At 61.9% G+C, this 11,939-nt stretch carries 5 protein-coding genes; 2 read left to right on the forward strand and 3 right to left on the reverse strand.

Annotated elements, in window-relative coordinates; translation table 11 throughout:
* Positions 1–34: 34 nt before the first annotated feature.
* The 3 genes from ACEW8N_RS03195 to ACEW8N_RS03205 form a co-directional block, all read right to left on the reverse strand.
* A complete protein-coding gene (locus tag ACEW8N_RS03195) occupies positions 35–2,350 on the reverse strand; it encodes a DNA translocase FtsK (protein ID WP_373498353.1) in 2,316 nt (771 codons plus the stop codon).
* Between the two features lie 63 nt (positions 2,351–2,413).
* Entirely contained in the window at positions 2,414–4,063 is a 1,650-nt protein-coding gene (locus ACEW8N_RS03200; protein ID WP_373498354.1) for a ribonuclease J, read from the reverse strand.
* An 18-nt stretch (positions 4,064–4,081) separates the two neighbouring features.
* Positions 4,082–4,414 (reverse strand): hypothetical protein, encoded by a 333-nt coding sequence (locus tag ACEW8N_RS03205; protein WP_373498355.1) that lies wholly within the window; start codon positions 4,412–4,414, stop codon positions 4,082–4,084.
* A gap of 189 nt (positions 4,415–4,603) precedes the next feature.
* Between ACEW8N_RS03205 and ACEW8N_RS03210 the strand changes: the two genes are divergently transcribed.
* Positions 4,604–8,350, forward strand: coding sequence for a response regulator (locus tag ACEW8N_RS03210; RefSeq protein ID WP_373498356.1), 3,747 nt, complete (start codon positions 4,604–4,606; stop codon positions 8,348–8,350).
* 54 nt (positions 8,351–8,404) lie between these two features.
* Positions 8,405–11,939 (forward strand): response regulator (locus ACEW8N_RS03215; protein WP_373498357.1); only part of this gene is annotated, 3,535 nt, incomplete at its 3' end.

Here is an 11,939-nt window from a genome sequence, read left to right on the forward strand (position 1 = left end):
CCAATCCGGGATCTTTCCGGATGGCGCGCGGGACTCAAGCCATTTCGTCATACCCCTGGACCAGCACCTCCCGGGGTTTGGCGCCGTCTGCAGGCCCCACGATGCCCTCCTTCTCCATCACCTCGATGATCCGGGCCGCGCGGTTGTACCCGATGCGCAGATGGCGCTGGACCATGGAGATGGAGGCCTGGCGCGTCTGGGTCACGAGGGCCACGGCATCGTCGTACCGGTCGTCGTATTCGGTGTCGCCGTCTCCGGCCTCCTTCTCGACGGCCTGGGCCTCGACGACGGCGGCGTCGTACTCCGGCGGGCGCTGCTCTTTGAGGAACTCGGTGATCCGGGAAAGCTCCTTCTCGGAGACATAGGCCCCGTGGATCCGCTGGAGCTTGGCCGTCCCCGGCGGCAGGAAGAGCATGTCCCCGTTTCCCAGGAGCGTCTCCGCGCCGTTGGTATCCAGGATGGTGCGGGAATCGGTCTTGGACGACACCTGGAAGGTCAGGCGGGTGGGGAAATTGGCCTTGATGATGCCGGTCAGGACGTCGACCGACGGGCGCTGGGTCGCGAGGATGAGATGGATGCCGGCGGCCCGGGCCATCTGGGCCAGGCGCATCAGCGCCACCTCGACATCCCGGGAGGCCACCATCATGAGATCGGCCAGCTCGTCGATGATGACGACGATCAGCGGCAGCTTGTCGGCCGGGGTTTCGTCATCGGGCGACGGATCGGCCAGGGCCCTTTCGACCTTCTGGTTGTACTGGGTGATGTTCCGGACCTTCTGCTGCGACAGCAGCTCATACCGCCGCTCCATCTCGGACACGGCCCAGAACAGGGCGTTTGTCGCCTTCTTCACGTCGGTGACCACCGGCGTGATCAGGTGCGGAATGCCGTCGTACAGGGAAAGCTCGATCCGCTTGGGGTCGACCATGATGAGCTTGACCTCGTCGGGGGTGGCCTTGTAGAGAAAGCTGCAGATCAGGGCGTTGAGGAAGACGCTCTTGCCGGTTCCCGTGGCGCCGGCGATGAGGAGGTGGGGCATCTTCTCCAGGCTCGCCACCACCGTATTTCCGACGATATCCTTGCCCAGGCAGATGGAAAGCCGCGAGGGCGCGGCCTGAAATTCGGTCGATTCCACGAGTTCCTTCAACACCACGATCTCCCGCTCGGCATTGGGGATTTCGATGCCGATGACCGATTTTCCGGGAATGGGCGCAACGATCCGGATGCTCATGGCCCGGAGCGCCAGGGCCAGATCGTCGGACAGGTTGACGACTTTATTGATCTTCACCCCGGGCGCGGGCTTGTACTCAAAGGTGGTGATCACGGGCCCGGGCGTCACGTTCGAGACCTCTCCCTTGACCCCGAAATCGCCTAACTTGCCCTCCAGGCGCCGGGCCTGGTCCTCCAGATGGGCGGTATCCACGGAAGACGGTCGGGCGGGGGCCTCCTCCAGAAAGGATGCAGGGGGGAGCTGAAACCCATTCCCGGCCGAATTCGACAGCAGCAGCCGCACCGGATCGGTCTTTTCCGGCTCGGAAACGGGCGCGGACGGGGGCGGGGGCGGAACCAGTTCGCGAGAGGTGATCCTGAGCCTGATTTTCCGGGGGCGCTCCTCAAGAGCCGCCGCGGATTCAATGGAGGGCTCCGGGACCTCCTCCTGCCCGGGTGCGCCCCTGCCCTGTTTCAGGGCAGGCTTGGGCGGGGCCGCCGTGCCGGCCGCCGCCTTCGCCTTCGCTTTTTCTTCGGCGATCTCTCTTCTCCGGGCCTTCACGGCCGCCGCCGCCTCGATCCGCGAGGCCGCGCGGGAACACATCGGCTTCAGGGTGAAGGCCGCCTTCTGGATGAGGTCCGCAAGCGAGACGCCCGTCAGCATGACAACGGCGGACACCCCCAGCATGACCAGCACGATGCCGCCGCCGACCGTGCTGCAATACCGGGTGATCTGGCCCCCGAAAAGCTCGCCGATCAAGCCTCCGGTCGATATCTCGACCCCCCGGACGGTGTAGGTGTCGGCGGCAAGGCCCAGGAGGCTCGCCGTCACCACGACCAGGATGCCCCCCCCGAACACGGAGACGAGCAGCTCCTGCTCGGGTTGGCTTCGAAAGATCTGGACGCTGAAGAGGGCAAGCAATATCGGCAGCCAGCCGGAGCCCGCCCCGAAGAGGCCCACCAGCGCCCCGGCCGTGTGGCTGCCGATGAGGCCGAAGAGGTTTCTGGCGCCCGCCGAGGTTCCCGAATTGAACATGGAGGGGTCTGACGGATGAAAGGACCACAGGCTGATCAGGGTGAAAATGACCAGAAAGAACAGAAAGATTCCTAGTATTTCCTTGCGCATGCTCCGGACTTCGATCATAGAGGTTCAGGCGAAGGGCTCCCCTGCCCGACGCGGAAAAAGCCCATGGTCCTACTGTTGTCGTCAGATTTCCAGGACAAAGGGAAGAATGAGCGGACGACGCTTGATGGTGTAATTGAAATATTTTCTCAGGTCGCTTTTGATCCGCGCCCGAATCTTCTCGATCCGGTCCGGAACGTCCGGACCGATGTCCTCGATGGCCTCCAGAATCACGCACTGGGCGTCATCCACCAGGTGGCCGGTTTCCGTCTCGAAAATAAACCCCCGGGAGATGACCTCCGGGCCGTACATCACGATGCCGGTCTCCTCGTCAAAGGCGATGGTGACCGCCACGAACCCGTCCTCCGAGAGGAGACGACGCTCCTTCAGCAGGCTTCGCCCCACGTCGCCGATGCCCTTGCCGTCAACCAGCACCCGTCCCGTCTGGATCATCGAGGTGACATGGCACCCGCCCTCGTCGAACTCGATCACCTGGCCGTTTTCGACGAGTTTCACGTGGTTCGCGGGGATCCCCATCTCCTCCGCCAGCCGGGCATGGAGCGCCAGGTGCCGGTACTCCCCGTGAACCGGAATGAAATAACGAGGTCGGGTCAGGTTGATCATCAGCTTCAGCTCCTCGCGAAAAGCATGCCCCGACACGTGGATGGCCGAGATCTTCTCGTAGATGACGTCGGCGCCGCGGCGGTAGAGATTGTTGATGATCTTCCCGATGGCTTTCTCGTTTCCGGGGATGAATTTGGAGGAGAGGATCACCATGTCGCCGAACCGGATCTTGATCTGCTTATGGATGCCGGTCGCCATGCGGGCCAGGGCCGACATGGGCTCCCCCTGGCTGCCGGTGGTGATGAGCACCACCTGGTGATCGGGGATGTTGCCGATGTCGTCGATGGCGATTTCCATGCCGTCGGGGATCCGGATATACCCCAGGGACCTGGCGATGCCGACGGCCACCTCGATGCTTCGGCCGTTCAGGACCACCCTTCGCCCGTACGCCGCGGCGATGTCGATGATCTGCTGGATGCGGGAGATGCTGGAGGCGAAAAGGGCCACGATGACCCGGCCCCGGCACTTGGAGATCACCCCTTTCAGGGTTTCGCCGATCTCCCGGTCGGAGATGGTGTATCCCTCCTTTTCCACGTTGGTGGAATCGGAGAGGAGCGCAAGCACCCCCTCCTCGCCGCAGCGGGCAAACTTGTTGACGTCGGTGTTCATGCCGTCGATGGAGGAGTGGCTGATCTTGAAATCACCCGTGTGGACCACAAGCCCCATGGGGGTACGAATCGCCAGACCGATGCCGTCCACAACGCTGTGGCCCACCCGGATCAGGTCGATCTCGAAGGATCCGATGGAGAGCCGCTGGCCCGGCCGGACCTCCCGCAGGTCCGCATGGGAGAGCAGGCCGATCTCCTCCAGCTTGTGCCGCACGACCCCGAGGGTGAAGGGCGTCCCGTGGACGGGAACATTGACGTCCCGCAGCAGGTAGGAGAGCGCGCCGATGTGGTCTTCATGGGCGTGGGTCAAAATCACCCCCGCCACCCGGCTCTTGTTCCGGCGGATGTACTCCATATCGGGGATCACCAGATCGACGCCCAGCATGTAGTCCTCGGGAAACATCAGGCCCGCGTCGATGACCAGGAGGTCGTCCTGATACTCCACCACCATCATGTTGAGCCCGATCTCTCCGAATCCCCCCAGAGGGATAATCTTCAGCATGGCATTATACCCCGTTGTTCATATGGAAATGCCCAATTTTTCCAAGATGGCGTCCATGGCGTCGATAATCCAGTTCCGCTGGGCGGTATCCGCATAGGAGATACAGTCACAGCGAATCTTTCGGGTCGTCCGGACGAGCAGCTCGCAGGACATCCGGTCTTCCGAAAGCTCGACGGCGAAGTAAAACGGACGGCAGTCGGCATGGGCCTGCTGCACCTCGTTATGAATTCCTTCGTCCAGGGGGATCCAGTACAGCCCGCCGACGCCCGATCCGTCGAAATGCGCGTCCAGATAAGCCTTGACGGCGTCGTAGTCCTCCAGCCTGAGTTGGTCGATGACATATTGTTTCATAATAACAATGATTATCACATCGAACCGGCTGGCGCAAGACGGAGTTTCCCCAAAGATGCGGAAGACACCGGCAGACGCAGACAACTCCGGAGAAATCGGGAAGACCACGAACAGCGTCGTATAAACTGGAAAAAAAATGATTATTTTCCATCTGTATAGAAGCCCACATCCTTACGCGGGAGTTGCGCCATGCATGACAATGCCAAGGAAAAGCTGTCAAAATCAATTCCCATCCGCATCGGCCTGCCGGCATTACTGACCCTGGTGTTGTTTATGACCGCCATTTTTTTCATTATCCTTCCGGCCATGGAAGAGAGTTTCATGGCACGAAAACGTGAAATGATCCGGGAGTTGACCGAATCGGCGTGGAGCATCCTGGCCACCTTCGAGTCACGGGAGCGGGACGGCACCCTGACCCGGAAGAACGCCCAGGCGCAGGCCATCGTTCAAATCCGGAATCTTCGCTACGGTCCTGAAAAAAAGGATTATTTCTGGATCAACGATATGTCCCCGCGGATGGTCATGCATCCCTATCGATCGGACCTGGACGGCCAGGATGTCTCCGGCTTCCAGGATCCGCACGGCAAGCGCCTCTTTGTGGCGTTTGTCGAGGAGGTTCGGAAACAGGGGGCCGGGTATGTGGATTATATGTGGCAGTGGAAAGACGATCCCAGCAAAATCGTTCCGAAATTGTCCTACGTCAAGGAATTTGAACCCTGGCAATGGATCATCGGCACCGGAATCTACATCGACGATGTCCACGCGGAAATTGCCCGGATCGGGAAAAAACTCTCCACCATCTCCGCGGGCATTTTGTTTGTCGTGTCCCTCCTGGCCTTTTACATCATCCGCCAGACGATGCTGGCGGAAGGCATGCGCATTCGCAGCCGTGACTTTGCGGCGCTTCTGGACCACACCCCGGATTTCATTTACGTCAAGGACACTTCCTACAGGTACACCGCGGCAAGCCGGGCCTATGCGCACATGACCGGGCACGCCCGGCGGGAGGATCTCGACGGGAAAACCGATTTCGACATCTTTCCCCTCGAAGCGGCAGAGCGGTCTCACGCCCTTGAAAAAGCGGTCATTGAAAAAAGACAGATCCTGGAGGACCATGAAGCGCGATATACCGACGCCAGGGGGGAGACGGGCTGGATGCTCTGCGACAAGCGGCCGTTCTACGATCTTGAAAACAACCTGCTGGGCCTGATCAGCATCAGCAAGGAGATTACCGAGCGGAAAAGGATGGAAACCTCGCTCAAGGAAAACAGAGAGTTCCTCCAGGGGATCATCAGCAACAGCACCGCGCTGATCCTGGCCAAGGACCTCGACGGCCGCTATATCCTTGTCAACGAGAGGTTCTGCGAAGCATTCGAGGTGCGCCGCGAGGACGTGCTCGGAAAAACGGCCCACGACATCTTCCCCCATGAGATGGCCGAGATGTTCCGGCGCCACGATCTTGCCGTCCTTGACTCCAAGGCCCCTCTCCAGGAAGAGGAAATCATCGAGGAAAAGGACCGATCCTTCCTCTCCATAAAATTCCCGGTCTTCGGCATGGATGGAAACCCCGTGGCGGTCTGCGGGATATCCTCGGATATCACCCACCTGAAAAAAACGGAGGCGGAGCTTCGCCTGGCCCGGCAGGTGGCGGAAAAGGCCAACCGGGCCAAAAGCGAGTTTCTGGCCAATATGAGCCATGAAATCCGGACCCCCATGAATGCCATCATCGGTATGGCCTACCTGGCCCTCCGGACCGACCTGACGCCGAAGCAGCGGGATTATCTCATAAAAATCAACACCTCGGCCTATGCGCTGCTCAGGATCATTAACGACATCCTCGATTTTTCCAAGATTGAAGCCGGCAAACTCGACATCGAGCACGTCGAATTCCATCTGGAGGATGTTTTGGATAACCTGGCCAACCTCATCTCCGTCAAAACCCAGGAAAAAGGCCTGGAGCTGATTATCGCCACCTCTCCGGAGATGCCCCTCAACCTGGTGGGGGACCCGCTCAGACTGGGACAGGTGTTGGTCAACCTCGCGGGAAATGCGGTCAAATTCACGAAGGAAGGCGAAATTCTCGTGTCGGCCGAACTTGTCCGGCGGGAGGACCATCGGGCGAAGCTCCGCTTTACGGTGCGCGACACCGGCATCGGGATGACCCCGGAACAGGCCGAGAGCCTCTTCCATGCCTTTACCCAGGCGGACACGTCCACCACCCGCAAATACGGCGGCACGGGGCTGGGGCTGACCATCTGCAAACGGCTGGTGGATCTCATGGACGGCGAGATCACATTCGAATCCGAGATGGGCAAGGGCTCCACCTTCAACTTCACGGCGGTATTCGGCCTCCAGGGGAAAGACACCCAAAGGAAGCCCCGGCGGCAATGCATCGACGACCTCCAGGGGCTGAGGGTGCTCGTGGTCGACGACAGCAGAACATCTCAGGACATCCTGAAAAGCTATCTCGAGAGTCTCTCCTTCCGTGTCTCCACCGCGGATTCCGGAGAAGCGGGGCTGATCCTGCTGGAAGAGGCGGCCCGGGAAAACCGGGCCTTTGAACTGGTCCTCATGGATTGGAAAATGCCGGGCATGGACGGCATCGAGGCGTCCCGACGTATCAAAACGGAGATGAACCTTCCCCACGTGCCGGTCATCATCATGATCACGGCCTATGGCAATGAAGAGGTGATGAGGCAGGCGGAGAGCGTCGGATTGGAGGGGTTCCTCATCAAGCCATCCAGCCAGTCCTCGCTGTTCAATACGATCATGGAGGTGTTCGGGAAAAAGGTTCCCAAGAGCGCCTATGCCAGGACGCCGCTCCACAGGGATCCGGCGGGATTGAAACAGATCCTGGACGCGCGCGTGCTGCTGGCCGAGGACAATGAAATCAATCAGCAGGTCGCCCAGGAACTCCTGACGCAAATGGGATTGATCGTGGACGTCGCAAGCGATGGGAAAGCCGCCCTCGATGCCTGGCGGGGCGGAGATTACGACCTGATCCTGATGGACATCCAGATGCCGGTGATGGACGGATTGATCGCCGCACGGCGCATTCGGGAAATCGAGCTTCGAAGGCGGCCGGGCGATCCGGATGCGAAGCCGCCGATCCCCATCATCGCCATGACGGCCCACGCCATGCACGGGGATCGAGACAAAAGCCTGGCCGCGGGCATGAACGACCACATCACCAAACCCATCGATCCGGAAAGCCTGTTCCAAACGCTGGTCAAATGGATTCCGCCCGGCGAGCGCGGGGTGCCGCCTGAGGCCGCCCAAAAAGCGCAGGCCACGGCGCCGCCGGAAAGCGGCACCGGCTTGAGGGATATGCCGGGGATTTCCGTCAAAAACGGCTTGATGCGGGTGGGGCAAAATGAAGCCCTGTACCGCCGGATCCTGCAAAAATTTTGTCAGGATAACGAGCATGCGGCCGAGGGGATCCGGCAGGCCGTTGCGCAGAACGACGCCGCGCTGGCCCAGCGCATGGCGCATACGATGAAAGGCGTAGCCGGCAATATCGGCGCCGAGGACCTTCAGGCCGTATCGGGCGAGCTGGAATCCGCCGTCCGGTGCGCCGATGGCGAAGCGGCCGCGGCGCTCGTCCAGCGGTTTGACGACGCCCTGAAAACGGTTCTCGACGCCATAAAAACCATCGCCCCCGGCGAGCGACCACCCGAGGCCGGCGGCCCCCGGACCGGAGAGGGCGACCCCGGCAGGCTCCGCGACCTTCTGGTCAAGCTGAGGCCCCTGATTCAAAAAGGCCAGCCCCGGCCGAGCCAGACCGTGATGGCGGAAATCAACGGCATGGTCCGGCCGCGTCAATTCCTCCCCCATCTCGAAAATCTGGGCAGACGAATCGGCAAATATCAGTTCAGGGAGGCCCTGGCGATTCTGGAATCCCTCCTTGACGCGCTTGAAAAGAAGGACGTCCCTTGACGGCATCCTGAAATCCGTATGGATCAGTTGGACAGGGAGTGATGAAAAGTGGACATGAAGCCCGGAAACAGCCGTCGGCGCCATTGTTTCAGGTTAGGATGCGGGGGCATCGGCCTGGCCCTCCTGCTGTTCTTGAGCGGGGGCCGGCCTTCTTCCGTCGACGCCGCAGACAAGGTCGTTCTCCAACTGCGCTGGGACCACCAGTTCCAGTTCGCGGGATACTATGCGGCGCTGTGGAAAGGATATTACCATGAAGCCGGCCTGGATGTTGAGATCCTTTCCGGATTCACCCCGGAAAAGACCAAGATCGACGCCCTTGCGGCCGTGGCCGAAGGGCGGGCCGATTTCGGGATCGGCGCGGCGGACATCCTGGCGGCCCGGGACCGGGGCCTGCCCCTGGTCATCCTGGCTTCGTTTTTTCAGCGGAGCGCCGTGGCGTTTTACGCCCTGGAAACAGGCCGCCTCTCCTCTCCCGTGGATCTCCTGAGACTGCGCGTCGGCCGGAAACCGGGCGATGCAACCGACGTGGAAATGCAGGCCATGCTCCGCGCCGAGGGCATCAACCCGGACCATGTGGCCGTTCACCCCGCCCATTTCGGCGTTGCAGACCTGGCCTCGGGAGACATCGACGTCGTGGCGGACTACACCCTCTCGGCCAACTGGACCGCCCGAAAGCTGGGGCTGCGCCTGGCATCCATCCGGCCGTCCACCTACGGCATCGATTTCTACGGCGACAGCCTCTTTACCCGCAGACAGCTCATCGACGACAACCCCGACCTCGTCTGGCGCTTTACCCAGGCCTCCATCCAGGGCTGGAAGTACGCCATGAAACACACCCATGAGATGTCCGACCAGATCGAATGGGAGTTCAAGCGCATCCTGCCCCTGGAGGACTTCGCGGACTTCAACCGGTTTCAGGCAGCGGAGCTGAGGCACCTGATGCATTACCCCTATGTGGAGCCCGGCCATACCAACCCCGATCGGTGGCGCGGGATGCTCAAGCACCTGCATGACGCCCAGGTCGTCTCCCGGTCGGATGTCGACATGGGACAGATCATCTTCGACCCGGCCCGGCGGCGGCAGGCCCGCGCGGCATGGATCATGAGGACGGCGATGATCGGCGGGGGGGTTCTCTTCGCCGTCATCCTCTTCGGCGTTGTCTGGATCCTCCTGATCCGCCGCCAGAGGGAAGCCCTCCGCGACGCGGAGGAGCAGAGCCGCCTGCTCCTGGAATCCGCCGGGGAGGGAATCTTCGGGGTGGACGGCGCCGGCCGGACGATGTTCATCAATCCCGCCGCGGAACGAATGCTCGACTTTCCGGCCGGCGACCTCCTGGGGAAATCGATCCATGAGCAGATCCACCATTCCACCGTGGACGGCACGCCCTACCCCGTCGCGCAGTGCCCGATGTCGGCCGCCTACATCGAGGGCGTCGCCCACCACGTCACCCGCGAGGTCCTGTGGCGCATGGACGGAACCTGTTTTCCGGTGGAGTACACCAGCATGCCCATCCGAAAAGGCGATCGGGTGGTCGGCGCCGTCGTCACCTTCAGGGACCTCACCGAGGTGATGGCCCTCAACCGCGATTTCGTCTCGCTTCTGGAGCATACCTCCGACTTCATCTACATCAAGGACCGATCCCACCGGATCACCGCCGCGAGCCAGGCCTATGCGGAGCTGACCGGCCACGGTCACTGGAAAGACCTTTCCGGCAAGACCGATTTCGACATCCTTTCAAAGGAGGAGGCCCTGCGGAGCCATGCTGTTGAAAAATCGGTGATTGAACGCGGCAGGGCCATGAAGGGCATGGAGTGGCGCTATGAGGACAGCAGCGGGCGGCCCGGATGGATGCTCTGCGACAAGCGGCCGATTTACGGCCCGGCAGGGGAAATCCTGGGGTTGATCGGCGTCAGCAGGGACATCACCGAACTCAAACAGAAGGAAGAGCAGCTCAGGCTGGCCCAGGCGGCCGCGGAACAGGCCAACCGGGCCAAGGGGGATTTCCTGGCGAACATGAGCCACGAAATCCGCACCCCCATGAACGCCGTCATCGGCATGACCCACCTGGCCCTGCAGACCGACCTCTCCCCCAAGCAGGCGGACTACCTCAAAAAGATAGACGTCTCCGCCCGGACCCTGCTCCGGATCATCAACGATATTCTCGATTTTTCCAAGATCGAGGCCGGCAAACTGGACATCGAGCGGGTGCCGTTTCATCTCGAGGATGTCATGAAAAACGTGGCGGACCTGATCTCCGACAGGACCCGAGACAAGGGCCTGGAGCTCCTGATCGCCGTCTCGCGGGACGTTCCCCGGATTCTCGTGGGCGACCCTCTCCGCCTCAGCCAGATCCTCACGAACCTTCTGGGAAACGCCGTAAAATTCACCCACATGGGAGAGATCGTCGTCTCGGTGGACGTCGAACACCAGACCCGACACATCGCGACCCTGAGTTTCGAGGTTCGGGATACCGGCATCGGCATGACCCCGGACCAGGCCCAGGGGCTTTTCGAGCCCTTTACCCAGGCCGATGCCTCCACCACCCGGAAATACGGGGGCACGGGTCTGGGCCTGACCATCAGCAAGCGCCTGGTGGGGCTCATGGGCGGCGACATCGAGATCGACTCGAAGGTTGGCCGGGGGTCGACCTTCCGGTTCCGGTTGGTCTTCGGGGTCGGGGCCGCGCCCCTCGAAAAACGGCTCCGGGCCGCGGGGCCCCTCAAGGGGATGCGGGTGCTGGTGGTCGACGACAGCCGGACCTCGCGGAATATTCTGCGGGATTATCTCGAGGCCATGACCTTCGAGGTGTCGACGGCCGATTCCGGGGAGACGGCCCTGGTCATGCTGGAGCGCGCCGCGGCCGGGAAGCGGCCGTTTCCCTTAGCCCTCATGGACTGGAAAATGCCCGGGATGGACGGTATCGAAACCGCCCGCCGGATCAAGCGGGAGTTCCCGGCGCCCCTCGCGCCGGCGATCATCATGGTGACGGCATACAGCCGGGAAGAAATGATCGCCCGGGCCGCCATCGACGAACTCGACGGTTTCCTGCTCAAGCCCACCAACCCTTCCGTGCTGTTCAACACCATCATGGCCCTGTTCGGAAAGGAGATCCCCCTGCCCGCCCCGCGCCCCGAAGGCTCCGCCATGCCCCGGGAAGGGGCGGAGCGAATCCTGGGGGCCCGGGTGCTTCTGGTGGAGGACAACGACATCAACCGCCAGGTCGCCCTGGAAATGCTCGACCAGATGGGGGTGATCGTGGACGTCGCGGTCGACGGAAGGGCCGCCGTCCAGGCCCTGAGGGCGGAGAGATTCGACCTGGTGCTTATGGACATCCAGATGCCCGTCATGGACGGGTTCGAGGCCACCCGGCAAATCCGGGCTTCATCGAACGGGGGATCGCCCGAGACGATCCCCATCGTGGCCATGACCGCCCATGCCATGAGCGGGGACCGTGAAAAAAGCCTGGCCGCGGGGATGGACGACCACGTCACCAAGCCCATTGATCCCGCGACCCTCCTGTCCGTCCTGGTCAAATGGATCTCCCCGTCGGACCGCGGGGGTTCTGCCGGCCGCCCCCCCGTGCCGGCGC

Origin of the sequence: Desulfococcus sp. (assembly GCF_041737845.1) — a bacterium.
Classification (GTDB): domain Bacteria; phylum Desulfobacterota; class Desulfobacteria; order Desulfobacterales; family Desulfococcaceae; genus Desulfococcus.

Excerpts from the sequence above, each read along its gene's own strand:
- ACEW8N_RS03205 (WP_373498355.1), bottom strand. The coding sequence starts at position 4,414 with ATGAAACAATATGTCATCGACCAACTCAGGCTGGAGGACTACGACGCC.
- ACEW8N_RS03195 (WP_373498353.1), bottom strand. The coding sequence starts at position 2,350 with ATGATCGAAGTCCGGAGCATGCGCAAGGAAATACTAGGAATCTTTCTG.
- ACEW8N_RS03210 (WP_373498356.1), top strand. The coding sequence starts at position 4,604 with ATGCATGACAATGCCAAGGAAAAGCTGTCAAAATCAATTCCCATCCGC.
- ACEW8N_RS03200 (WP_373498354.1), bottom strand. The coding sequence starts at position 4,063 with ATGCTGAAGATTATCCCTCTGGGGGGATTCGGAGAGATCGGGCTCAAC.